At 72.3% G+C, this 25,882-nt stretch carries 12 protein-coding genes, 1 tRNA gene, 1 rRNA gene and 1 pseudogene; 3 read left to right on the forward strand and 12 right to left on the reverse strand.

The genetic code is table 11. From position 1 onward, the window contains the following. Positions 1–2: 2 nt before the first annotated feature. Together AB0399_RS02510 and AB0399_RS02515 are read left to right on the forward strand one after the other, a co-directional pair. Entirely contained in the window at positions 3–4,691 is a 4,689-nt protein-coding gene (locus AB0399_RS02510) for an ATP-dependent helicase (protein WP_366409995.1), read from the forward strand. 38 nt (positions 4,692–4,729) lie between these two features. Then, positions 4,730–5,581 (forward strand): DNA-formamidopyrimidine glycosylase family protein, encoded by an 852-nt coding sequence (locus AB0399_RS02515; RefSeq protein ID WP_366409996.1) that lies wholly within the window; start codon positions 4,730–4,732, stop codon positions 5,579–5,581. 458 nt (positions 5,582–6,039) lie between these two features. On the opposite strand, the gene AB0399_RS02520 is transcribed toward AB0399_RS02515, so the two are convergent. From AB0399_RS02520 to AB0399_RS02560, 9 genes and pseudogenes are all read right to left on the reverse strand, one after another. Next, positions 6,040–6,510, reverse strand: a complete 471-nt coding sequence (locus AB0399_RS02520; protein WP_329364066.1) for a DNA starvation/stationary phase protection protein — start codon at positions 6,508–6,510, stop codon at positions 6,040–6,042. Positions 6,511–6,793: 283 nt separating this feature from the next. After that, positions 6,794–7,195: a helix-turn-helix transcriptional regulator gene (locus AB0399_RS02525; protein ID WP_328470176.1), complete on the reverse strand. Its 402-nt coding sequence runs from the start codon at positions 7,193–7,195 to the stop codon at positions 6,794–6,796. A gap of 131 nt (positions 7,196–7,326) precedes the next feature. After that, positions 7,327–7,884, reverse strand: coding sequence for a CinA family protein (locus AB0399_RS02530; RefSeq protein ID WP_366410004.1), 558 nt, complete (start codon positions 7,882–7,884; stop codon positions 7,327–7,329). A 398-nt stretch (positions 7,885–8,282) separates the two neighbouring features. Continuing rightward, a pseudogene (gene pgsA, locus AB0399_RS02535) lies at positions 8,283–8,846 on the reverse strand (CDP-diacylglycerol--glycerol-3-phosphate 3-phosphatidyltransferase); the annotation flags it as partial. A 212-nt stretch (positions 8,847–9,058) separates the two neighbouring features. Then, on the reverse strand, positions 9,059–10,765 hold the full coding sequence (rimO, locus tag AB0399_RS02540) for a 30S ribosomal protein S12 methylthiotransferase RimO (RefSeq protein WP_366409997.1): 1,707 nt from the start codon (positions 10,763–10,765) through the stop codon (positions 9,059–9,061). Positions 10,766–10,854: 89 nt separating this feature from the next. Further along, entirely contained in the window at positions 10,855–11,673 is an 819-nt protein-coding gene (locus tag AB0399_RS02545; RefSeq protein ID WP_329364071.1) for a RodZ domain-containing protein, read from the reverse strand. A gap of 396 nt (positions 11,674–12,069) precedes the next feature. Further along, positions 12,070–14,877, reverse strand: coding sequence for a DNA translocase FtsK (locus AB0399_RS02550; RefSeq protein WP_366409998.1), 2,808 nt, complete (start codon positions 14,875–14,877; stop codon positions 12,070–12,072). Positions 14,878–15,056: 179 nt separating this feature from the next. Next, positions 15,057–15,770, reverse strand: a complete 714-nt coding sequence (locus AB0399_RS02555) for a response regulator (RefSeq protein WP_329364075.1) — start codon at positions 15,768–15,770, stop codon at positions 15,057–15,059. A gap of 288 nt (positions 15,771–16,058) precedes the next feature. Further along, complete coding sequence (locus tag AB0399_RS02560) at positions 16,059–21,611, reverse strand: HAMP domain-containing protein (RefSeq protein ID WP_366409999.1); 5,553 nt, start codon at positions 21,609–21,611, stop codon at positions 16,059–16,061. A 329-nt stretch (positions 21,612–21,940) separates the two neighbouring features. On the opposite strand from AB0399_RS02560, the gene AB0399_RS02565 reads away from it, so the two are divergent. Next, positions 21,941–24,568 carry a SpoIIE family protein phosphatase gene (locus tag AB0399_RS02565; RefSeq protein WP_329373835.1) on the forward strand — a complete coding sequence of 876 codons (2,628 nt, stop codon included), beginning with the start codon at positions 21,941–21,943 and terminating at the stop codon, positions 24,566–24,568. 62 nt (positions 24,569–24,630) lie between these two features. Here AB0399_RS02565 and AB0399_RS02570 read toward each other — a convergent pair. From AB0399_RS02570 to rrf, 3 genes are all read right to left on the reverse strand, one after another. Further along, positions 24,631–24,703: transfer RNA gene (locus tag AB0399_RS02570), tRNA-Thr, on the reverse strand. Positions 24,704–24,754: 51 nt separating this feature from the next. Then, positions 24,755–25,543 (reverse strand): DegT/DnrJ/EryC1/StrS family aminotransferase, encoded by a 789-nt coding sequence (locus AB0399_RS02575; protein ID WP_366410000.1) that lies wholly within the window; start codon positions 25,541–25,543, stop codon positions 24,755–24,757. A 72-nt stretch (positions 25,544–25,615) separates the two neighbouring features. Next, positions 25,616–25,732 (reverse strand): 5S ribosomal RNA (rrf, locus tag AB0399_RS02580). Positions 25,733–25,882: the final 150 nt, after the last annotated feature.

The raw sequence follows: 25,882 nt of genomic DNA on the forward strand, positions 1-25,882 counted from the left end.
TCATGTCCAGTCCGTCCGGTCCGTCCAGTCCTCAGTCCGATCCGCACAGCAGCCTCGACTCCTTCTCACCCGCGACCCGCGCGTGGTTCACGGGAGCGTTCCGCGAGCCCACCGCCGCCCAGTCCGGCGCGTGGTCCGCCATCGCCGCGGACTCCGACGTGCTGGTCGTGGCGCCCACCGGGTCGGGCAAGACGCTGGCCGCGTTCCTGGCGGCGCTGGACCGGCTGGCCGCCACTCCGCCGCCGGCTGAGGCCCGTCGCCGCTGCCGAGTGCTGTACGTCTCGCCGATGAAGGCGCTCGCGGTGGACGTCGAGCGCAATCTGCGCAGCCCGCTGGCGGGGATTCGGCAGGAGTCCGTGCGGCTGGGGCTGCCGGAGCCGGAGGTGCGGGTCGGTATCCGGTCGGGTGACACGCCCGCGGCGGAGCGGCGCTCGATGGCCACCCGCCCGCCGGACATCCTCATCACCACGCCCGAGTCCCTCTTCCTCATGCTCACCTCCGCCGCGCGGGAGGCTCTGAGCGGGGTCGAGACGGTGATCCTCGACGAGGTGCACGCGGTCGCCGGCACCAAGCGCGGCGCCCACCTGGCGCTCTCCCTGGAGCGGCTGGACCGGCTGCTCGATCGGCCGGCCCGCCGGATCGGGCTGTCGGCCACGGTCCGGCCGGTGGATGAGGTGGCCCGCTTCCTTTCCCCGCAGCGGCGGGTGGCGATCGTGCAGCCGCCGTCCCAGAAGCGGTTCGACCTGTCGGTGGTCGTGCCGGTGGAGGATCTGGGCGAGCTGGGCGGTTCGCCGGTGATGGACGCGGCCGAGCACAGCGGGCCGGCCGCGGGCCCGGCGCAGCGGCCGTCGATCTGGCCGCACGTCGAGGAGCGGATCGCCGACCTGGTGCAGGCGCACCGCTCCACGATCGTCTTCGCCAACTCCCGGCGGCTCGCCGAGCGCCTGTGCAACCGGCTCAACGAGATCGGCCAGGAGCGTGCCGAGGGCGAGCCGCTGCCCGAAGCGCACTCCCCGGCACAGGTCATGGCGCAGTCGGGCGCTGCCAAGGGGGCTCCCGCGGTGCTGGCCCGCGCGCACCACGGCTCGGTGTCCAAGGAGCAGCGCGCGCTGGTGGAGGAGGATCTCAAGGCAGGGCGGCTGCCCGCGGTGGTCGCCACGTCGAGCCTGGAGCTGGGTATCGACATGGGCGCGGTCGACCTCGTGGTCCAGGTGGAGTCGCCGCCATCGGTCGCGTCGGGGCTGCAGCGGGTGGGCCGGGCCGGCCACCAGGTGGGGGCGGTGTCCACCGGGGTGGTCTTCCCGAAGTACCGCGGCGACCTGGTGCAGTCCGCGGTGGTCACCGAGCGGATGCGGGAAGGGGCCATCGAGTCGCTGCGGGTGCCGTCCAACCCGCTGGACGTGCTGGCGCAGCAGATCGTGGCGATGACCGCCCTGGACACCTGGGACGTGGACGAACTGCTCGCCCTGGTCCGGCAGGCGGCGCCCTTCGCGGCGCTGCCGCACTCCGCGTACACCGCGGTGCTGGACATGCTGGCCGGCCGCTATCCGTCGGACGCGTTCGCCGAGCTGCGGCCGCGCCTCGTCTGGGACCGGGTGGCCAACACTCTCACCGGCCGGCCGGGAGCACAGCGGCTGGCGGTCACCTCCGGCGGCACCATCCCGGACCGCGGGCTGTTCGGGGTCTTCCTGGCCGGGGCGGACCCCAAGAAGGGCGGCGGCCGGGTCGGGGAGCTGGACGAGGAGATGGTGTACGAGTCCCGGGTGGGCGACGTGTTCACGCTGGGCACCACCTCGTGGCGGATCGAGGACATCACCCGCGACCGGGTGCTGGTCTCCCCCGCGCCGGGCGTACCCGGGCGGCTGCCGTTCTGGAAGGGCGACCAGTTGGGACGCCCGCTCGAACTGGGCCGAGCGCTGGGCAGGTGGCTGCGGGAAGTGGGCACGCTGCCCGCGGAGGCGGCCCGGGAGCGGTTGGCCGCGGCCGGCCTGGACCCCTGGGCGGTCGACAACGTGCTGTCGTACCTCGCCGAGCAGCGGCAGGCGTGCGGGCACATCCCGGATGACCGCACCATCGTGGTGGAGCGTTTCAGGGACGAGCTGGGTGACTGGCGGGTGATCATCCACTCCCCGTTCGGCGCCCAGGTGCACGCTCCGTGGGCGCTCGCGCTCGGAGCCCGGCTCCAGGAGCGCTACGGGTTGGACGCCCAGGCCATGCACGCCGACGACGGGATCGTGCTGCGCCTGCCGGACGCGGACCTGATGGGGCTCGACCTGCTGGACGCCGATCCTGCGGCGAAGGGGGCCGAGTTCGATCCGGAGCAGTCGCCGGTGGGGGCGGGCGATGTGGCCTTCGACAAGGGCGAGGTCGAGCAGTTGGTGACGGAGCAGGTGGGAGGGTCCGCGTTGTTCGCGTCGCGCTTCCGGGAGTGCGCGGCGCGGGCACTGCTGCTGCCGCGCCGCAGTCCCGGCCGGCGTACCCCGTTGTGGCAGCAGCGGCAGCGGGCGTCGCAACTGCTCCAGGTGGCGTCGGAGTTCGGGTCGTTCCCGATCGTGCTGGAGGCGATCCGGGAGTGCCTTCAGGACGTGTTCGACGTGCCGGGGCTGGTGGAGTTGATGGGAGACATCGAGGCGCGGCGGGTCCGGTTGGTGGAGGTGACCACGCAGGAGCCGTCGCCCTTCGCCCGTTCGTTGCTGTTCGGCTATGTGGCGCAGTTCCTCTACGAGGGCGACTCGCCGCTGGCCGAACGCAGGGCGGCCGCGCTGTCGCTGGATTCGCGGCTGCTAGCGGAACTGCTGGGGCAGGCGGAGTTGCGGGAGCTGCTCGATCCCGACGTGCTGGCCGATCTGGACAGCGAGTTGCAGTGGCTGACGGAGGATCGCCGGGTCAAGGACGCGGAGGGGGTCGCGGACCTGCTACGGGTGCTCGGCCCGCTGACCGGCACCGAGTTGGCGGTGCGCGGCGCGGAGGCGGGGTGGGCCGCGGAGTTGGAGGCGGCCAGGCGGGCGATCAGGGTGCGGATCGCCGGGGAGGAGCACTGGGCCGCGGTGGAGGACGCCGGTCGGCTGCGCGACGCGTTGGGCACGGCCTTGCCGGTGGGCGTGCCGGTGGCGTTCACCGAGCCGGTCAAGGACCCGCTGGGCGACCTGCTGGCGAGGTACGCGCGGACGCATGGCCCGTTCACGACGGGCGAGGCCGCGGCCCGGTTCGGTCTGGGTGGGGCCGTGGCGGACGGCACGCTGCACCGGCTGGCGGCGGCGGGCCGGGTGGCGCAGGGCGAGTTCCGTCCGGGCGGGGCCGGTCAGGAGTGGTGCGACGCCACGGTTCTGCGGCGGCTTCGGCGCCGTTCGCTCGCCGCGCTGCGGCAGGAGTTGGAGCCGGTGCCGCCGGCCACGCTCGGGGTGTTCCTGCCGCAGTGGCAGCATGTCGGCACGCATGGTCTGCGCGGGATGGACGGCCTGGCACGGGCGGTTGAGCAGTTGCAGGGCGCGTCGGTTCCCGCGTCGGCGTTGGAGAAGCTGGTGCTGCCGTCCCGGGTGAGCGGCTACACCCCGGCGATGCTGGACGAGTTGACGGCCTCCGGCGAGGTGCTGTGGGCCGGGGCGGGGGCCCTGCCCGGCAAGGACGGATGGGTGTCACTGTATTTGTCCGAAAGTGCACCCTTGCTGCTGCCGGGTCCGCAGCCGTTGGAGCTGACGGAGTTGCACACCGCGGTGCTCGGCGCGCTGTCCGGCGGGTACGGCCTGTTCTTCCGGCAGATCGGCGAGCAGGTGCGGGCGACCGGGCTGACGGCGAGCGATCCGGAACTCGCCGACGCGGTATGGGACCTGGCCTGGTCGGGGCGGCTGACCAATGACACCCTCGCCCCGCTGAGGGCGCTGCTCGGCTCGGGCCGCACCGCGGGGGCGACCGCGCACCGGGCGCCGCGCTCGGTGCCGCGCGGCAGGTACAGTTCGCTCGCCTCGGCCAGGTCGCCACGGGCCACCGCCTCCCGGACCGGGCCGCCGACCACCGCGGGCCGCTGGTCCCTGGTGCCCGCACCAGAAGCAGATCCGACGCTGCGGGCGCACGCTCTGACCCACACCCTGCTGGACCGGCACGGCGTGGTCACCCGGGGCGCGGTGGCCGCGGAAGGAGTGGCGGGCGGCTTCTCGGCGGCATATCGGGTGCTGGCGGCGTTCGAGGAGACCGGGCAGGCCAGACGCGGCTACGTGGTGGAGGGTCTGGGCGCGGCGCAGTTCGCGATGGACGGCGCGGTGGACCGGCTGCGGGCCCTCAGCACAGCGCGGGAGCGGGAGGAGGAACGCCCCGACCGGTCCCGCACGGTGGTGCTGGCCGCCGCGGACCCGGCCAATCCGTACGGCGCCGCGTTGCCGTGGCCGGAGCAGCCCGAGGGGGTCTCCCACAAACCCGGGCGGAAGGCGGGCGCCCTGGTGGTGCTGACCGACGGCGAGCTCGCCCTGTATGTGGAGCGGGGTGGCAAGACCCTGCTGGCCTGGCCACGGGACGAGATACGGGTCGGGGCCGCGGCGGACGCCCTCGCGCTGGCGGTCCGGGAGGGAGCGCTGGGCCGCCTCACGGTGGAGCGTGCCAACGGCGAGTCGGCGCTGACCTCTCCGCTGGGCCGGGCGCTGGAGGCCGCGGGGTTCCACGCCACACCGCGCGGGCTGCGGTTGCGGGAGGACCGCTGATGCGAGGGTGGGGACGGCGCAGGCGCCATCATGGAGGGGTGCCCGAAGGAGACACGGTCTGGCTGACCGCCCATCGACTGCACGCGGCGCTGGCCGGGCAGCCGCTGGTGCGGGCGGATCTGCGCGTGCCGAAGCTGGCGACCGTGGACCTGGTGGGACGGCAGGTGCTGGCGGTGGTGCCGCGCGGCAAGCACCTGATGGCGCGGCTCGAAGGCGACATGACGCTGCACAGCCATCTGCGGATGGACGGGGCGTGGCACCTGTACGGGGCCGGGGAACGCTGGCGGGGCGGCCCGATGCACCAGGTGCGGGCGGTACTGGCGGCGGGTGAGCGGGTCGCGGTCGGCTACCGGCTGCCGGTGCTGGAGTTGCTGCGCACCGAGGAGGAGGGCGAGGCGGTCGGCCACCTCGGGCCCGACCTGCTCGGGCCGGACTGGGACGCGGAGCAAGCGCTCGCCCGGCTGGCGGCGGACCCGGACCGCCCGGTCGGGGAAGCGTTGCTGGACCAGCGGAATCTGGCCGGGATCGGGAACGTCTACGTCGCCGAGCTGTGCTTTCTGCGCGGGGTGACGCCGTGGACACCGTTCGGGGCGGTGCCGGCGCCGGAGCGGCTGGTGGCGCTGGCCAGACGACTGCTGGAGGCGAACAAGGCGCGCCCCGGCCATGTGACGACCGGGGACACCCGTCGCGGGCGCACCCACTGGGTGTACGGCCGGGAGCACCAGCCGTGCCTGCGGTGCGGCACTGCGGTCAGGTCGGCCCGGCACGGCGATGACACCCGGCAGCAGGATCGGGTGGCCTACTGGTGCCCGCGGTGCCAGCGAGGTCCGGCGCCAGCTCCAGACCCAGGTCCAGATCCAGGCCCCGCGTCGTCCTCGGCCAGGAGCTGATCCCCGGGAAGGCCGGACCCCGCCGGCACGGGAGCGGTCGCCTTCGTCCGGCGGCGCCGCGCCGCCTCCCGCCGCCGTGCGGGCACCGCGTGCATGGGGATCAGGCCGAGGCTCCACCCGCCGGCGACGATCGCGGCGTGCACGCCGCCGGCCGGACCGCCCGAGGTGTCGGGCCGCAGACCGAACCGCAGGACCGCCAGCCACCACAGCACGCCGCCGACCAGGGCCAGCACCACGCGCACGCCACCCGCACTCTGGCCCCGGCCCCGGACCCGGACCCGGGCCGTCGCGGCGGGCCCGGGCGAATTGGGCGCCGCCACCCGCACCGCCGATATCGCCGCCGGTATCGCCGCCGGAGCGGGCCTGGGACGCGTGCGCGAGCAGGCCCGGGTCCGGGACCGGGACCGTGTTGTCCGGGTCCGTATCGTCGGAGTCCTTCGAGGGCCGCGCATGGCGCCTCAGACGTTCTCCGCCTGGAACATCCAGTGGAACTTCTCCAGGTCGGCGGTGATGCCGATGAGGATGTCCTGGGTCACCGGGTCGGGCTTGTCGGTGGTCTGGATGCGTTCACGCATCCGGGTGATGCAGGCGTCGAGGGCGGCGACCATGATCTCCACGACCTCGCTGTCCTTGACCCACCCGTCGGTGACGGTGTCGATGCCGCTGGTCTTGGCGACGGTGCCGGCGCGGCCGTCGGGGGTCACGCTGATCGCGGAGGCACGCTCGGCGACAGTGTCGGAGGCGACGCGAGCACTGTCCACGACCTCGTCCAGCTGGAGGTGGATGGACCGGAACCGGGGGCCGATGACGTTCCAGTGCACCTGCTTGGCCAGCAGTGACAGGTCGATCAGATCCACCAGGGCACCCTGGAGGGCTTCACCGACGGTCTTGCGGGCCTGCTCGGCCAGGGGGCTCTTCACGACAGACATGCGCTTGTCTCCTCGCGGATCGACGCGTTCGGGTCTGATTCATCCCGTACTGACCTTCTGCGCCTACCCTGCCCTCGCGCACCACACATGGCAAAAGACAGCGGCCGCGGTACCCGCCCCCGCACCCGCCCGCGCGCACACCCCCGATCGGCAGCTCGGCACGCGCCACGTGCGCCCCGCAGGAAACACGACGACCCCGCCACGGGACGGGTTTCGTCCCGGACGGGGCCGGCGGGTGCGCTCAACCGCTGACGCACGCGTCCAGCGGCGGTACCGAGCAGGTTCAGGCGGCGACGACGTCCACGGCTTCCGCGGACTTCTTGGGCGCCTTGATGGTGATCCGTTCGTCCGGCGCGGACGGTACGGCCGTGACGGAGGTGACGGACGTGACCGCGCCCAGCAGGGGCCTCATCGGCGCGGCCGGAGTCTCGGCCGCCGACGACTGAGCCAGCTCCGCGAGCGACAGGTCGTCGCTGACCTCGCGCATCACCTCGGACATCGGCACGTCCAAGGCGTCGCAGATCGCCGAGAGCAGTTCGGAGGACGCCTCTTTCTGCCCCCGCTCGACCTCCGAGAGATAGCCCAGGGAGACCCGGGCCGACGAAGAGACCTCACGCAGAGTGCGGCCCTGGCGCTGGCGCTGCCGACGCAGCACGTCACCAAGCAGGCGACGGAGCAGGATCATCGGTGGCTCCCTCCTCGGACCGCGAAACCGCATCCTTCTCGCCCCACCGTACCGCCTCGGGCACCGCCCGTGCGGGGAGCGAAGACGTGTTCACTCAGGGCTGCAAACATCACTTCCCCCCGTCTTCTTCCCTATCCTTGGCCGCCGGTAGTCGTACCGGGACCGTTACGTGTGGCCGTTCGGCCCTTGCCGTTCCGCTGTCCTTCGGCCGCGGCCGTGGTGGACTCCGGACCCGCAACCGTACTCCTCCGCAGTTCGGCGGTGAGCAGTTCCAGGACAGCCGCCACCGACGCCCGGCGGATCATGCCGCGGTCCCCGGAGAGCCGCAGCGGGACGACCACGGCGCCCGACGGGCCGGCGACGGCGACGAAGACCGTGCCGACCGGCTGACCGTCCTGGGGGGTGGGGCCGGCGACGCCGGTGGTCGCGACGCCCCAGTCCGCGCCGAGCCGGTGGCGTACGCCCTCGGCCATCCCGCGCGCCACATCGGGGTCCACCGCACCCCGCTCGGCGAGCAGAGCGGCGTCGACGCCGAGGATCTCGTGCTTCAGCTCGGTCGCGTACGCCGTGACCGAACCACGGAAGGCCCGCGAGGCGCCGGGAACGGCAGCCAGTTCAGCGGCCACCAGGCCGCCTGTGAGCGACTCCGCGACCGCGAGCGTCGCCGCGCGACCCACGAGCAGCCGCAGGGCCTCACGCGCGGACTCAGCCGGTTCCGCGGACCCGGCGGGCTCGGACTGCCCCGAAGCCTGCGACCCCACCGGCCCCTCCGCGCTCATACGCCCTGCCGACGCTCGCGCTCGGCGGCAGGCGCGGGGGCGGGGGCGGACGCGGGTGCGGGGTCGGCCTCGGCCCCAGGCGCGGTCTCGGCCCCCGACACGGGCTCATCCGCCGGCTCGGCCCGGTGCGCTCCCCCGGCCCTCGTCCCCGTTCCCGGCCCGCTCGTCGCCGCGAGCGTCGCCCCGGACGCGCCCCCGGGCGCCGTCACCGACACCCGCGCACCGCCCCGAGCGCCCTGAGCGCCCTGAGCGGTCGCCGTGGGAGCGCTCGCCGCCGGAGTGGTCGCCGTCTCGTCGTGAGCCGCATCGGCGGCCTGCGCCGCCAGGCCCGCCCGGCGCAGGACGACCGCCTGCCGTACGTAGTCCACGCCGCTCGCCACGGTCAGCACGACCGCGACCGCCATGATCCAGGCGCGGATACTGGCCAGCGGACCGGTCAGCACCAGGATGTACATGCCGACCGCGACGCCCTGCGTGAGCGTCTTGAGTTTGCCGCCGCGGCTCGCGGGGATGACGCCGTGCCGGATCACCCAGAAGCGCATGAGGGTGATGCCGAGTTCACGGAAAAGGATGACCCCGGTGACCCACCACGGCAGGTCACCCAGAGCGGACAGCCCGACCAGCGCCGCGCCCATGATCGCCTTGTCCGCGATCGGGTCGGCGATCTTGCCGAAGTCCGTGACGAGGCCGTAGCGCCGGGCCAGTTCGCCGTCGAAGAGGTCGGTGATCATCGCGATCGCGAAGGCGGCCCAGGCGAAGGAGCGCCAGGCCGGGTCGTTCCCGTCGTCGTGCACGAGCAGCAGCACGAACCCCGGGACCAGCACGAGCCGGGTCATCGTCAGCAGGTTCGCGACGTTCCAGAGCCCGGCCTGGCCGCTGCCCCGGCCGGCCTGCGCACCGGCTTCGTGCGCACCACCAGCACCAGCGGCACCAGCGCCCGCGGCGCCAACACCCTCAGCACCAGCACCCCGTGAACCGCCGGAGGCCCCGCCCCGCCCGCTCCCGTCCCCACCGGTGCCGGCCTCGGCCGGACGCGCCGCGGTGGCCGCCCGCAGCGGCGGCGGTGTGGGCTCGGCGCCTCCGCTCATCTGCCCACTCCCTCGGAACACTCCGCGCCCTGGCCGCCGGCCGCACCGGCCAGCTCGGGCAGCACTTCGGCGATCAGGTCCACGCCCTCGGTGCCCGTCACCTTCGCGGTCACGAACGTCCCGGGCGCCGGCCGCCACTCCCCGCCGGATGCCCCAACGGCCGCCGCGCCCGCCGCGTTCCCACCGGGCGGCAGCAGGACGACCTGGCCGTCGGTCTCCGGCGCCTGGTGGTCGGCGCGGCCGGTGACCTCGCCGGTCTCCTCGTCGAACGCCTCGACCAGCACCCGCAGGGTGGCGCCGAGCCGCTCCTCCGCGCGCTGCGCGGTCAGTTCCTCGGCCAGCCGGGAGACCCGCGCGAGCCGGGCGGCGACCACGTCCTCGTCGAGCTTGTGCTCGAAGGAGGCGGCCTCGGTGCCCTCCTCGTCGGAGTAGCCGAACACGCCGATGGCGTCGAGCCGCGCCTCGCTCAGGAACCGCTCCAGTTCGGCGAGGTCCTCCTCACTCTCGCCGGGGAAGCCGACGATGAAGTTGGACCGGACGCCGGCCTCCGGCGCCTTCGACCGGATCGTGTGCAGCAGTTCGAGGAACCGCTCGGTGTCGCCGAAGCGGCGCATGGCGCGCAGCACCCCCGGCGCGGAGTGCTGGAAGGACAGGTCGAAGTACGGCACGACACCCGGGGTGCCGGTCATGACGTCGATGAGCCCGGGCCGCATCTCGGCGGGCTGGAGGTAGCTGATCCGGACCCGCTCGACACCGTCGACGGCGGCCAGTTCCGGCAGCAGTGTCTCCAGCAGGCGGATGTCGCCGAGGTCCTTGCCGTAGGAGGTGTTGTTCTCGCTGACGAGCATGACCTCCTTGACGCCCTGCCCGGCCAGCCAGCGGGTCTCGCCCAGCACGTCGGAGGGGCGCCGGGAGATGAACGAGCCGCGGAAGGACGGGATCGCGCAGAAGGTGCAGCGGCGGTCGCAGCCGGAGGCGAGCTTCACGGACGCGACCGGGCCGGAGTCGAGCCGCCGGCGCAGCGGAGCGCGCGGCCCCGAAGCGGGAGCGACACCCTCCGGCAGATCGGGCACCTGCCAGGGCACGTCCGGGTCCGCGGTCGGGTGCGCCGCCGCGCGGACCGCACCGGACGCGCCCCCGTCCACACCGCTGCCGCTTCCGGTGCCTCTGCCCTCGTCCGCCTCCCCGGCGCCCGCCGCGCCCTGCCCGTGTCCCGGCAGCGCCACCGCCCCGCTCCGCGCGCCCGTACCGGTCCCGGAGACCGCGCGCTGCCGCTCCACCGGGCTCACCGGGAGCAGCTTGCGCCGGTCGCGCGGAGTGTGGGAGGCGTGGATGCCGCCGCCCAGGATGGTGCGCAGCCGGTCGGAGATGTCCGCGTAGTCGTCGAAACCGAGGACGCCGTCGGCCTCCGGGAGCGCCTCGGCCAGGTCCTTGCCGTACCGCTCGGCCATGCAGCCCACGGCGACGACCGCCTGGGTGCGGCCCTGCGCCTTGAGGTCGTTCGCCTCCAGCAGGGCGTCCACCGAGTCCTTCTTGGCGGCCTCGACGAAGCCGCAGGTGTTCACCACGGCCACGTCGGCGTCGGCGGCGTCCTCGACGAGCTGCCAGCCGTCCGCCGCCAACCGGCCGGCGAGCTCCTCCGAGTCCACCTCATTGCGGGCGCAGCCGAGCGTGACAAGGGCGACGGTACGGGGTTCGGGCATAGGCACCAGCCTACCCGGTGGCCTTCTCGCGACTTCGCCGCGCGGTGCGCCGAACGCCCGTCCGCCCCCGTCGGTCCGGCGGCCCGCGGCTAACCCTGCGTCGGGTCGCCCGGCGTGTACGTCAGGCGGACGACCTGGCCCTTTCCGCCGGCCGGTCCGAGGTCCTTGCCGTTGACGAAGAGCTGGACCGCGCCCGCGTTGCCGACGATGAGCTTGATCTTCTTGTCGTCGGTCCAGGTCTTGGACTGGCCCTCCTTGAGGGACGCCTGGAAGAGCTGCTTGCCGTTGCCGTCGGTGGCCTGAATCCAGCTGGCGCCGCTCTCGGCGGTGACCTTGACCGTGACCTTCCCGGGCGGGGCCGCGGCGATGGCGCTGCCGGTGTCGGTCGGCTGCCCGGTCGGGGCGCCGTTGCCCTGCGGCGACGACGGGCTCGGGGACGTCGTGGTCGAGGCCGACGCGCTCGGGCTGGACTGGGCGCTGGTCTTGCCGCTGTCGCCGCCGCTCCCGCTGACGACGGTGTACCCGACGAAGCCGATGACGGCCACGATCGCGGCGATCATGGCGGCGGTCCAGTTCGGCCGACGCGGCTCGGACTTGATCCGCTCGGCCTCGTACAGCGGCGCGACCGGCGGGGGCGCGGAGTCGGTGTCGTGGTCGGCGGCGTACTGCTCGATCAGCGGCTCGGGGTCGACGCCGACGGCGCGGGCGATGGCGCGGATGTGGCCGCGGGCGTAGACGTCACCGCCGCAGCGGGAGAAGTCGTCCTGCTCGATCGACTGGAGGATCGGGACGCGTACCCGGGTGGTGGTGCTGACCTCGTCAACGGTCAGCCCCGCCTCGGTGCGGGCCTGAGCGAGGGCGCGGCCGACCGAAGGACGGTCGGCGGAGGGCGTGTTGCCGATGGACACGAGGGCGCCTTTCGAGCGTGCAGCCACCTGCTGGAAGTTCAGTCTAGGGGCGGTATGAAACACCGGGGCGGGCGGACTACGGATTTTCGTCGGCCCCACGGGCACGCGAGGGTGTCAACGGGGTGACAGTCGTCCTGCCTGTACAACTTGACGCTTGGACCGGAGAAACGGTTGCCCTTCAACGTGCCCCGAGTTGGCCGACGTCACACGTGGCACGACTCCACTTGTGTGACGAATGGTACGTACGTCCGGGTGTACCCGTCGGTACCGCTCCAACGCCCGGGCCGGTGGCCTTGCGCCGCATCCCGGCCCGTCATCGCGGCCCGTCATCCGGCCCGTCATCCCGGGGACCGCCGGCCCCCGGGCCCGTCGCTCCGAGCGCTCACCCTCAGCGCGTCACCCCGGCCCGTCGCCGCCGCGGATCACCGCCAGCACCCCGTCCAGCTCATCCGCCTTGACCAGCACGTCGCGCGCCTTGGAACCCTCACTCGGGCCGACGATCCCGCGGGACTCCATCAGGTCCATCAGCCGCCCGGCCTTCGCGAAGCCCACCCGCAGCTTGCGCTGGAGCATCGAGGTGGAGCCGAACTGGGTGGAGACCACCAGTTCGGCCGCCTGGCACAGCAGGTCCAGGTCGTCGCCGATCTCCTCGTCGATCTCCTTCTTCGGTCCGCTGCCGACGGTGACGTCGGACCGGTAGGTCGGTGTGAGCTGCGCCTTGCAGTGCTCCACCACCTTGGCGATCTCGTCCTCGGTGACGTAGGCGCCCTGCATCCGGATCGGTTTGTTCGCGCCCATCGGCAAGAACAGCCCGTCGCCCTTGCCGATCAGCTTCTCGGCGCCCGGCTGGTCGAGGATGACCCGGCTGTCGGCGAGGGAGGAGGTGGCGAAGGCGAGCCGGGACGGCACGTTGGCCTTGATCAGGCCGGTGACCACGTCGACGCTCGGCCGCTGGGTGGCCAGCACCAGGTGGATGCCGGCGGCGCGGGCCAGCTGGGTGATGCGGACGATCGAGTCCTCCACGTCGCGCGGCGCGACCATCATCAGGTCGGCCAGCTCGTCGACGATCACCAGCAGATACGGATACGCGGTCAGCTCGCGCTCGCTGCCCTCGGGGGTCTTCGCCTTGCCCGAGCGCACCGCCGCGTTGAAGTCGTCGATGTGCCGGAAGCCGTACGCGGCGAGGTCGTCGTAGCGCAGGTCCATCTCGCGGACCACCCACTGGAGGGCCTCGGCGGCCCGCTTCGGGTTGGTGATGATCGGCGTGATCAGGTGCGGGATGCCCTCGTAGGCGGTCAGCTCGACGCGCTTGGGGTCGACCAGCACCATCCGGACCTCGTCCGGGGTGGCGCGGCACATCACCGAGGTGATGAGGCAGTTGATGCAGGAGGACTTGCCGGAACCGGTGGCGCCGGCGACCAGGACGTGCGGCATCTTCGTGAGGTTGGCCACCACGTAGCCGCCCTCGACGTCCTTGCCGAGCGCGACGGTCATCGGGTGGTCCTCGCCCGCGGCCTCGGCCGAGCGCAGCAGGTCGCCGACGTTGACCATCTCGCGGTCGCTGTTGGGGATCTCGATGCCGACCGCGGACTTGCCGGGGATCGGGCTGATGATCCGCACGTCGGGACTGGCCACGGAGTACGCGATGTTCTTGGCCAGCGCGGTGATCCGCTCCACCTTCACCGCGGCGCCCAGTTCCACTTCGTACCGGGTGACCGTCGGGCCGCGGGTGAAGCCGGTGACGACGGCGTCGACCTTGAACTCCTTGAACACCTGGCTCAGCGAGGCGACGACCGCGTCGTTGGCGGCGCTCCGGGTACGGCCGGGGCCGCCGCGCTCCAGCAGGTCGAGCGAGGGCAGGGCGTAGGTGATGTCGCCGGAGAGCTGGAGCTGCTCGGCCCGCGGCGGCAGCGGCGGCCCGGCCTCGGAGGTGGCGGCGGGCTTGGTCAGGTCGGGTACGGAGTCGCTGCCCTTGGCGGCGCCGGCCGCGCCCTGGGCGCCTGTGTCGTCGGCGCGGGCGGCGGGCACCGGCTTCTTGAGCCGGCTGGTGAGGTCGGCGACGAGCGGGGAGGGCTGCACGCCGTGCAGCACCGCGCCGTCGAGGGCCGCGGCGGCTGCGGCGGCGACGTCCACCGGGTCCAGGTCGAGGTCGTCGGCCCCCTGGGCGGACGCCGGCTCCGGGCGGCGCCGGGACTTGCGGCGCGGCTTGTCCTGCTCCTCCGCGTCGAGCCCGCCCATGCCCGAGCCGGCACCGTCGCCGTCACGCTCTATGTCGTACGGGTCGGCGTCGGCGCCCTTGCCGGCACGGGATTTGGTGAAGCGGGCCGGCACCCGGCGGACCGGTGAGTCGTCCTCGGCCGCTCCGGAGCGCGACCCGGACACGGCGTCCGCGTCGTCGTCGAAGAAGTCCTCCAGCGGGACGGCCTCGGGGTCCGGCGGGGGTGCGTACAGGCCGACCCGGACGCCGGCCGCCCGCAGCCGCTGCGGGATGGCGTTGACCGGGGTCGCGGTGACCACGAGCAGCCCGAAGACGGTGATCAGCAGGAGCAGCGCCGCGGCGAGCACGGAGCCGACGGTGTAGTGCAGGGGCGCGGCGGCGGCCCAGCCGATCAGGCCGCCGGCGTCGCGCAGCGCCTGCGCGCCGTCGGCGCGGCTCGGGGCGCCGCAGCCGATGTCGATCAGGCCGAGCACGCCGAGCACCAGCGCGGACAGGCCGATCACGATCCGGCCGTTGGCCTCGGGCTGCTCGGGGTGGCGCATCAGCCGGACGGCGATCGCGCCGACCAGGAACGGCACCAGCAGGTCGAGCCGGCCGAAGGCGCCGGTGATCAGCAGGGCGACCAGGTCCCCGACCGGGCCGTTCAGATTGGACCAGGTGCCGGCGGCGACCACCAGGGTCACGCCGAGCAGCAGCAGCGCCACGCCGTCCTTGCGGTGCGCGGGGTCGAGGCCGCGCGCGCCGCGCCCTATCCCGCGGAAGATCGCGCCGACGCCGTGTGCGAAGCCGAGCCACACCGCGCGCACCACCCGGTAGAGGCCGCCGGTGGGGGACGGCGCGGCCGCGGGCGCGGGTTTGGCCGCCGCCGCCTTCTTGGCGGGCGGTCGGGCGGCAGCGCTCTTGGCCGCGGGCTTCTTCGCCGCGGTCTTCTTGGCCGGAGGCCGCGCCGGGGCTTTCTTGGCGGTGCCGGACGTACGGGGGGCCATGGGCCGAGGTTACCGCCCTTGTGATCGGGGGACACGCCTGCTCGGGGATACGCCCGTTCGTGTCGGACCGCGCTGGGCGCCGGGTTGACGCCGCGTCATGGGCCGGGAGGACGACCGGCGGGAGCGTGCCACCCGGCTCGCGCACGGCGCGCCGCGGAGTCCGGACCCGCCGTGCGCGCTCAGTCCGAGCCGCCCTGCTGCCGGCCGAACCCGTTGCCGCCGCCGGCGTCGCCGGGTTCCAGCGCGTCCAACGCCCGCCGCAACCCGGTGAGTTTGCGCTCCAGGTGTGCGGCCGTGGCCACCACGGCGGCGTCGGCGCTGCCGTCGAGCTGCTTGCCGAGCGCTTCGGCCTGCTCCTCCACGGCGGCCAGCCGCGCGGACAGTTCGGCGAGCAGGCCGACGGACTCCCTCGCACCTGCCGGGCCCGCCCCGCCGGCCACGGCGCCGGACGGCGCGCCCTGCTCCAACTGCAGCCGCAGCAGCGCCGCTTGCTCGCGCAACTGGCAGTTCTTCATGTACAGGTCCACGAACACCGAGACCTTGGCGCGCAGCACCCACGGGTCGAACGGCTTGGAGATGTAGTCGACCGCACCGGCCGCGTATCCGCGGAACGTGTGGTGCGGGCCGTGGTTGATCGCGGTGAGGAAGATGATCGGGATGTCCCGGGTCCGCTCCCGCCGCTTGATGTGTGCCGCGGTCTCGAACCCGTCCATGCCCGGCATCTGGACATCGAGCAGGATCACCGCGAAGTCGTCGGTCAGCAGCGCCTTGAGCGCTTCCTCCCCTGACGATGCACGGACCAGGGTCTGGTCCAGCGCCGAGAGGATCGCCTCCAGCGCCAGCAGATTCTCCGGCCGGTCATCGACCAGGAGGATCTTGGCCTTTTGCACCACGCCACGCCCTCCTCGCCCCGGCTTGGGGCCTCCCCGACTCGCAATGCCGACGGAAGCGCCGATCGCCGCCCCCGGGGGCAGCAATGTCCCGCCGCCCGTCCTTGTGCCGGTCATCGTAGCCGCACCCCGCCGTTCGCCACACCCTGTCACCGCCACGTCACTCACCACATACCGGAAACGCAGGCGGAGACCGTAAGGTTCCCAGATTCCGAACGGCCCACACCTCACCTGCCCCTCAAGTCGGCAAAATATTCAGCCATCTTCGGGCAGGTTCGGTGATCGGGCCGATCATCGGGCGTGCATCCAGTCCTCCATGAGCGTCAGCAGGTGGTCGGTGTCCACCGGCTTGGTCACGTAGTCCGACGCCCCGGAGTCGATCGCCTTCTCCCGGTCGCCCTTCATCGCCTTCGCGGTGAGCGCGATGATCGGCAGCCCGGCGAACTGCGGCATCTTGCGGATCGCCGTGGTCGTCGCGTACCCGTCCATCTCCGGCATCATGATGTCCATCAGCACCACGGCGATGTCGTCGTACTGCTCCAGGACGTCGATGCCCTCGCGCCCGTTCTCCGCGTAGAGCACGGTCAGGCCGTACTGCTCCAGCACGCTGGTGAGCGCGAAGACGTTGCGGATGTCGTCGTCCACGATGAGGACCTTCTCGCCGCTGAACCCGCCGGTGAAGGCCGGGTACGCCTCCCCGTGCGCTGTCTCCCGCGCCGCCGCGCCCGCGTCGGTCCCCGCGCCCTCGGCGCCGTGCACGGCGCCGCTCCGGCCGTTTGCGGCGCCGCCGTGGCCGTTCAGGGAACCGGCGCCGTTCGCGGACCCGCCGCCCTGCGCCGAACCGCCGTTCCCGGACCCGGACCCGGTGTCGCCGTCCGCCGGCCGCGCCGGGCCGGGCGCGGGCTGGGCGGAGCGGCGGCGCAGCCGGGCCAGGCTGCTGCCCGGGCTGCGGTTGCGGCCCTGGGCCTGCTGGTCGGCGTCCGCGCCCCGGCCACTGCCGGCGCCTGCGCCTGCGCCTGCTCCGGCCGGCAACTGCGGCTGCACGGGCAGCGTGTCACCGAGGCTGAGCGGCAGGTACAGCGTGAAGGTGGAGCCGCGGCCGGGCTGGCTGTCCGCGTGGATCTCGCCGCCCAGCAGCCGGGCGATCTCCCGGCTGATCGACAGGCCAAGGCCGGTGCCGCCGTACTTGCGGCTGGTGGTGCCGTCGGCCTGCTTGAACGCCTCGAAGATCACCAGCATCTTGCTCGCCGCGATCCCGATGCCGGTGTCGGAGACCGAGAAGGCGATCAGCGGCTGGTCGGCGTCGCGCATCGTCCCCGCCTCCAGCAACTGCTCGCGGATCGCCTGCGGCACATCCGGTCCGGCCGGGCGGATCACCAGCTCCACCGACCCGGAGTCGGTGAACTTCACCGCGTTCGACAGCAGGTTGCGCAGCACCTGCAGCAGCCGCTGCTCGTCGGTGTGCAAGGTCACCGGCAGCTCAGGCGAGACCCGCACCGAGAAGTCCAGGCCCTTCTCCGCGGTCAGCGGCCGGAACGTCGCCTCCACGTAGTCCACCAGCTGCACCAGGGCGATACGGGTCGGCGAGACGTCCATCTTGCCGGCCTCGACCTTCGACAGGTCCAGGATGTCGTTGATCAGCTCCAGCAGGTCGGAACCGGCTCCGTGGATCGTCTCGGCGAACTCGACCTGCTTGGGCGACAGGTTGGAGTCGGCGTTGTCGGCCAGCAGCTTGGCGAGGATCAGCAGCGAGTTCAGCGGCGTCCGCAGCTCGTGCGACATGTTCGCCAGGAACTCCGACTTGTAGCGCATCGAGACCGCGAGCTGCTCGGCGCGCTCCTCCAGGACCTGCCGGGCCTCCTCGATCTCGGTGTTCTTCACCTCGATGTCGCGGTTCTGCCGCGCCAGCAGCTCGGCCTTCTCCTCCAGTTCCGCGTTGGACATCTGCAGGGCCCGCTGCCGGTTCTCCAACTCGTCCGAGCGCTCCTGGAGTTGCTCGGTCAGCTCCTGGGACTGCTTGAGCAGCCCCTCGGTCTTGGTGTTGACCGAGATGGTGTTCACGCTGATCGCGATGATGTCGGTGATCTGGTCGAGGAAGTCCTTCTGGATCTGCGTGAACGGCTGGAACGCGGCCAGCTCGATCACGCCCAGCACCCGCCCCTCGAAGAGCACCGGCAGCACGATCACATGCGCCGGCGGCGCCTCGCCGAGCCCCGACACGATCTTCAGATACCCCGGCGGCGCCTGCTCGATCAGGATCGAGCGCTTCTCCACCGCGGACTGCCCGATCAGCCCCTCACCGGGCAGGAACACCGAGGACATGGTGCGCCGGGAGAAGCCGTAGCTGCCGATCAGCGCGAGTTCGTACTCCGCACCGGACTCCGCGGTGTCCTGCGCGAGGAAGAACGCGCCGTGCTGCGCGGACACCACCGGGGTCAGCTCGCTCATGATCAGCGCGGCCACGTCCCGCAGGTCGCGGCGGCCCTGCATCAGACCGGAGATCCGGGCCAGGTTGCCCTTGAGCCAGTCCTGCTCCTTGTTGGCGAGCGTGGTCTCGCGCAGCCGGACGATCATCGTGTTGATGTAGTCCTGCAGTTCCAGGATCTCCCCGGCCGCGTCCACGTCGATCCGCAGGTTCAGGTCGCCGCGGGTCACCGCGGTGGCGACCTGCGCGATGTTGCGCACCTGGCTGGTCAGGTTGTTGGCCATCAGGTTCACCGACTCGGTGAGGTCCTTCCAGATCCCCGAGACACCCGGCACCCGCGCCTGACCGCCCAGCCGACCCTCGGTACCCACCTCGCGCGCGACCCGCGTCACCTCGTCACCGAACGCGGACAGCTGCCCGACCATGGTGTTGATCGTGGTCTTCAGCTCCAGGATCTCCCCGCGCGCGTCCACGTCGATCTTCTTCGACAGGTCACCGCGCGCGACCGCGGTCGTCACCTGCGCGATCTGCCGCACCTGGCCGGTCAGGTTGGACGCCATCCCGTTGACGGACTCGGTCAGGTCCTTCCAGGTGCCCGCCACGCCCGGCACGCGCGCCTGGCCGCCGAGGATGCCCTCGGTACCCACCTCGCGCGCCACCCGGGTGACCTCGTCACCGAAGGCCGACAGCGTGTCCACCATCGTGTTGATGGTGTTCTTGAGCTCCAGGATCTCGCCCCGGGCGTCGACGTCGATCTTCTTCGTCAGGTCGCCGTTGGCGACGGCGGTGGCCACCGAGGAGATCGACCGCACCTGCGACGTGAGGTTCGACGCCATGCCGTTCACCGAGTCGGTGAGGTCCTTCCAGATGCCCGACGCGTCACGCACCCGCGCCTGACCGCCCAACTGCCCCTCGGTACCCACCTCGCGCGCCACGCGCGTGACCTCGTCACCGAACGCCGACAGCGTGTCCACCATCGTGTTCACGGTCGTCACCAGCGCGAGGATCTCGCCCTTCGCGTCCACGGTGATCTTCCGTGACAGGTCGCCGGCCGCCACCGCAGACGTCACATCGGCGATGTTGCGCACCTGGGACGTCAGGTTGTTCGCCATGAAGTTGACGGACTGCGTGAGGTCCTTCCACGTACCGCTGACGCCCTTGACCTCCGCCTGGCCGCCCAGGATGCCCTCCGTGCCCACCTCACGGGCCACCCGGGTCACCTGCTCCGCGAACGACGACAGCTGGTCGACCATCGTGTTCAGCGTGCTCTTCAGTTCCAGGATCTCGCCCTTGGCGTCCACGTCGATCTTCTGCGACAGGTCACCGCGGGCCACCGCCGTCGCGACCTGCGCGATGTTGCGGACCTGGCCGGTCAGGTTGCCGGCCATGAAGTTCACCGAGTCCGTCAGGTCGCGCCACACGCCGGCCACGCCCGGCACCTGCGCCTGACCGCCCAGCCGCCCGTCCGTGCCCACCTCGCGCGCGACCCGGGTCACCTGCTCGGCGAACGACGACAGCTGGTCGACCATCGTGTTGATGGTGTTCTTCAGCTCCAGGATCTCGCCCCGGGCGTCCACGTCGATCTTCTGCGACAGGTCGCCACGGGCCACCGCCGTCGTCACCTGGGCGATCTGCCGCACCTGCGAGGTGAGGTTGCCGGCCATGAAGTTGACGGAGTCCGTCAGGTCCTTCCAGGTGCCCGACACCCCGTCCACCCGGGCCTGACCGCCCAGCCGGCCCTCGGTGCCCACGTCCCGAGCCATCCGCGTGACCTGCTGCGAGAACGAACTGAGCTGGTCCACCATGCGGTTCACGGTGTTCTTCAGCTCCAGCATCTCGCCGGAGACATCCACCGTGACCTTCTGCGACAGGTCGCCGTTGGCGACAGCCGTGGTCACCTGCGCGATGTTCCGCACCTGCGCGGTCAGGTTCCGGAACGCGGTGTTGACGGAGTCCGTCAGGTCCTTCCACGTCCCCGCCGCGCCGGACACCTGCGCCTGCCCGCCCAGCTGTCCCTCGACCCCGACCTCGCGCGCGACCCGCGTCACCTCGTCACCGAACGCGGACAGCTGGTCCACCATGGTGTTCACGGTGTTCTTCAGCTCCAGCATCTCGCCGGAGACGTCCACGGTCACCTTCTGCGACAGGTCACCACCCGCCACCGCCGTCGTCACCTGCGCGATGTCCCGCACCTGCGCCGTCAGGTTCCGGAACGCGGTGTTGACGGAGTCCGTCAGGTCCTTCCACGTCCCCGCCACACCCGGCACCTGCGCCTGCCCGCCGAGCTGACCTTCCGCGCCGATCTCCCCCGCGACCCGCGTCACCTCGTCGGCGAACGTCCGCAGCGTCTCCGTCATCGCGTTGATCGTCTCGGCGAGCTGCGCGACCTCACCGCGCGCCCCGATGGTGATCTTCTGCGTCAGGTCGCCGTTCGCGACCGCCATCGTCACCTGCGCGATGTCCCGCACCTGCGCCGTCAGGTTCCCCGCCATGAGGTTGACGGAGTCCGTCAGGTCCTTCCACACCCCGGCCACGCCCGGCACCTGCGCCTGGCCGCCCAGCTCGCCCTCGGTACCGACCTCCCGGGCCACCCGGGTCACCTCGGACGAGAACGACGAGAGCTGGTCCACCATCGTGTTGACGGTGTTCTTCAGCTCCAGCATCTCCCCGGCGACATGCACCGTGACCTTGCGGGACAGGTCCCCCTTCGCCACCGCCGTCGTCACCAGCGCGATGTCCCGCACCTGCGCCGTCAGCCGGTACGCCATCGTGTTGACGGAATCCGTCAGGTCCTTCCAGGACCCGGACACGCCCCGCACCTTCGCCTGCCCGCCGAGCTTGCCCTCGGTACCGACCTCGCTCGCGACCCGCGTCACCTCGTCGGTGAACGCCGACAGCTGGTCCACCAGACCGTTGACCGTACGGCCGACCTTCAGGAACTCACCGCGCAGCGGATGCGCCGACCCGTCCGCGTTCTGCGCCCGCAGGTCCATCCGCTGCTCGAGATCGCCCTCGGCCACCGCCGACAGCACCCTGCCGACCTCGGAGACCGGCCGCACCAGGTCGTCCACCAGCGCGTTCGACGCCTCGATCGCGGCCGCCCAGGACCCCTCCGACGGGCCCGTCTCCAGCCGCTCCGTCAGCTTCCCGTCCCGGCCCACCACCCGCCGGACCCGGGCCAGCTCACCGGTCAGATGCTGATTACGGTCGGCGACCTCGTTGAACACGACCGCGATCTCCGCCAGCGGCCCGTCCCCGGACACCGGCAGCCGCTTGCGGAAATTGCCGTCCCGCATCGCGGACAACGCCCCGAGCAGCTTGGTGAGCGCGGCCATGTCGACCTCGACGGTCCCGTTCCCACGGGATCGCCCGTTCTTCGTACGCGTGACCGTGCCCCGCGCCGATGCGCCAGACTCCACCGTGTTCCTCCCGGAGGGTCGACCGACCCGCAGATGAGCAAGCTTGCAACCTTCAGAACATGCCCAGTGTTTCACTACGGCCCACCCCTCCCATAACAGTTCGGCAGCATCGGAGGAACTGCGACCACGATCGGGGTGGAAACACCGGTAACCGGCGCACACGCGGTCGGTGTGGGTAGGTAACGTGAACGGTGCTGCCACAGTCGGGGGGTCCCACCCTCCGACGGGCGCACACGCAGGGGAGCCGCCGGGTGACGTTCCAGCAGCACGGCGACGCACCGGCAGCAGCGGGCAGCGCGCCCGCGCGGACACGAACCATGAGGAGATCGGTGATCACGGCGCGGGCAGCGGCCACCTTCGAACCGGTGGGACGGTCGGTCGCGATCGCCCGCGCCTTCGTCCGCGACACCCTGCACGGCTGGGGCTTCGCCGACGTGGTGGACGACGCCGTCGTCCTGACCAGCGAACTGGTCACCAACGCGGTGGTACACGCGGGCACCGCCGCCGACGTGCAGTGCCTGCGGTACGACACCGCGGTCCGCGTCGAGGTCGCCGACCACTATCCCGAGCGCGAAGTCCCCATGCAGACCCGCGGCCGCCAGTTCCGCGAGACCGACAACGAGGGCGGCCGCGGCCTGCTGCTCTGCTCCGCCCTGGCCAGCCGCTGGGGAGTGGAGTACTCCGCCGCCGGCAAGTACGTCTGGTTCCAGCTCGAACTGCCCCAGCGCCCCACCGGTACCCGCTCCGCCGGACCCGTACTGCCCACCGCCGACCTCCCCGTCGCCGACGAACGCGTTCGTGTCGCCGTCATCCAGGTCGACCGGTCCGGCGCCATCACCCGCTGGAACGACGACGCCACCGACCTCTTCGGCCACACCGCCGCCGACATCGTCGGAAAGTCCCTCGCCGACCTCGCCGCCTGGCCGCAGACCCCCGGCACCGGCATCGGCCTCGCCGACGCCCTCCAGCTCTCCCGCTGGGAGGGCACCTACGGCCTGCGCGACGCGGGCGGCCGCGTCCTGTCCGTCTACGGCTCCCACCTGCGGGTCCGCGACACCGCCGGCGAACCGTCCACCGTGTGCCTGCTGGTCCGCGCCGAGGAGCGCGCCGTCCTCCAGTCGCCCAACCGCGGCTCCCACGGCTCCGACGCCCACGCCTCCCAACGCGGCAAGGCCACCGACGCGTTCGAGGTCTTCATCGGCTCCCCCGCCCCCGACGACCTCGACGGCCTCCTCCAGCGCACCGTGGAACGCGCCCGCGACATGCTCGACGGCGACGCCGCCTACCTGCTGCTCGCCACCGACGACGAGACCGAACTCGAAGTACGCGCCTCCACCGGCCTGCCCTCCGCCCGCCAGCGCTTCGCCCGCGTCCCCGTCGAGGCCGGCACCGGCCGCTACGGCAGCGCCCGCATGCCCGCCGTCCACGAGGACCTCACCGCCGTGCCCGGCGCCGTACCGCTGCTGTCCGGCACCGGCATGCGCTCCGTCGTCACCGTCCCGCTCAAGGTCGAAGGCCGCCTCACCGGCTCCCTCGGCGTCGCCGCCGAAGCACCCGGCCGCTACAGCAACCAGGAGGCGCTCCGCCTCCAGTTCGCCGCCGACCGGATCGCCCTGGCCGTCGAGAGCGCGCGCCTCACCGAACTCGAACGGCTCCGCCGCGGCTCGCTCTCCTTCCTCGTCGAAGCCTCCGACCTGCTCGCCGGCACCCTGGAACGCGACCAGACCCTGGCCCTGATGGCCCAGATGACCGTCCCCACCCTCGCCAGCTGGTGCGCCGTCTACACCATCGCCGAGCAGTCGGAACCCGAACTCGCCTTCGTCCTGCACGAGGACGAGGACCGCATCGACGGCATCAAGGCCCTCCTCCAGCAGGTCAGGCCGCCCGAGCCCGACCCGACCCCCGGCGCCCGGATCTGGACCGCCCCCTCCGACGCCGCCCACTCCAGCGCCCTGCGCGCCTCCCTGCGCAGCCTCGGCGTCGGCGCCGCCCCCGGCACACGCCCCGCCACCACCCCGGGCATCGCCCTGGCCACCGCGGCCGCGGTCGGTGGAGAAACGGTCGTGCTGCCCCTGGTCGCCCGCAACCGCGTCATCGGCATGCTCACCCTCGGCAAGCCCAGCGACGAACGCTTCCGCCAGGAGATCCTCGAACTCGCCGAGGACCTCTCCCGCCGTGCCGCCCTCGCCCTGGACAACGCCCGCCTCTACAGCGAGCGCACCGCGATCAGCCAGGCCCTCCAGCGCAGCCTGCTGCCGCCCGAGCTGCCCCGCGTCCCGGGCGTCGAGGTCGAGGTCGTCTACCGCGCGGCCGGCGAGGGCAACGAAGTCGGCGGCGACTTCTACGACCTCTTCCCGATCCGCGAGGGCTGCTGGGGCTTCGCCATCGGCGACGTCTGCGGCACCGGCCCGGAAGCGGCCGCCGTCACGGGCCTGGCCCGGCACGCCCTGCGCCTGCTCGCCCGCGAGGGCTTCGGCGGCCCCGCCGTCCTCGAACGCCTCAACGCGGCCATCCTCGACGAAGGCGCCCGCAGCCGCTTCCTCACCCTCCTGTACGGCGAGTTGTGGCCCCGGGAGGACGGCAGCGCCGAACTGCGCATGGTCTGCGCCGGCCATCCCCTGCCGCTGCGCCTGCGCCCCGACGGCACCGTCGAACCCGCGGCCGAACCGCAGCCGCTGCTCGGCGTCATGGACGACCTGGACCTCTACGAGCAGTCCGTCACCCTCGACCCCGGCGACGTCCTGCTGTGTGTCACCGACGGTGTCACCGAGCGCCGCGAGGGCAGCCGCATGCTCGGCGACGACGGCCTCGCCGACGTGCTGGCCACGTGTACGGGCCTGACCGCCGGCGCGGTCGCCGCGCGCATCCAGCGCGCGGTGGAGCGCTTCGCGGCCGACGCGCCCTCCGACGACATGGCGATCCTGGCGATGCGGGTACCCGCGCTGCCGAAGCCCTGAAGCGCCCCCGTCCCGCCTCATGACAAAGGCCCCCGCCATGAGGCGGGGGCCTTCTTTCGCAGAGCCCCAATACGGAATCGAACCGTAGACCTTCTCCTTACCATGGAGACGCTCTACCGACTGAGCTATTGGGGCGCGTCGATGGGAAGATCGTAGCCCATCAGCGCGTGTGCACGAAAACCGCGGTCAGACGATCCCGCCGAGCCGGTTGCAGACCGTGGCAATATGCGTCAACTCGCGCTGCGTCAGGCCCGAGTGAACCGGCAGCGACAGGCTGTCCGCGGCAACCAGCTCGGTCTGCGGCAACTCCACCGGCGGCGCCGCACGGTGCGCCGGCATCCGGTGCACCGGCACCGGCACGCTCACCGTCGCCCGCACCCCGCGCACGGCCAGCGCCCGCAGGTACGCGTCCCGGTCCGGCCGGCCGTTCCCCGGCACCCGCACGGTGTACTGGTGGTAGACGTGGTGGGCACCGGGCGCAGTGTACGGCACCACGACGCCGGTGAGCGCCGAGTCGAGGAACCGCGCGTGCGCCCGGCGGCGGGCCACGGCGCCCACGTCCTCGCCGCTCGGCGCCTCTTCCACGACGGCCAGCCCGTGCCGGACCGCGAGGTCGTCCAGGAGGTCCATGGCGGCGGGGTGGCCGAACACGTTCACCGGGACGAGAGCGGCGGTGCGGGAGGTGACACACGCGGCCACCGAGGCCGGGTCCACGCAGTACGTCCGCGGGTCGATGTCGGCGAACACCGGTGTCGCGCCGGCCAGTCGAGCCCCGTCGGCGGGTGCGCCGGGACCGTACGACGGCACGATGACCTCGTCGCCGCGGCCGATGCCGAGCGCTTTCAGGGTGTCGCGAACCGCGGTCGCCGTCATCTCCGAAGCGATACCGGGCCGCCGTCCGGCAGTCGTCATCTGCTGCACGTCTCCACACCTCCGCCTGTCGGGGTGCCCAGGTTCCCGTTTCGACGTGAACATGAGGGTAACGAGCAGCAAAAAGACCCCAACCCCCGGGACAAGCCTCGGGGGTTGGGGTCTATTCAAATAATTGTTCGGCGGTGTCCTACTCTCCCACAGGGTCCCCCCTGCAGTACCATCGGCGCTGAAAGGCTTAGCTTCCGGGTTCGGAATGTAACCGGGCGTTTCCCTAACGCTATGACCACCGAAACACTATGAAACTGTCCCACACACCACACACCAACCCAGCCCCATAAAAGAACCGGGCTAGGGGTGTGTGGTTGCTGGTTGTTTCAGAACTACACAGTGGACGCGAGCACACATGGACAAGCCCTCGGCCTATTAGTACCGGTCAGCTCC

The organism is Streptomyces sp. NPDC088194 (genome assembly GCF_040702025.1).
In the GTDB taxonomy this organism is placed as follows: domain Bacteria; phylum Actinomycetota; class Actinomycetes; order Streptomycetales; family Streptomycetaceae; genus Actinacidiphila.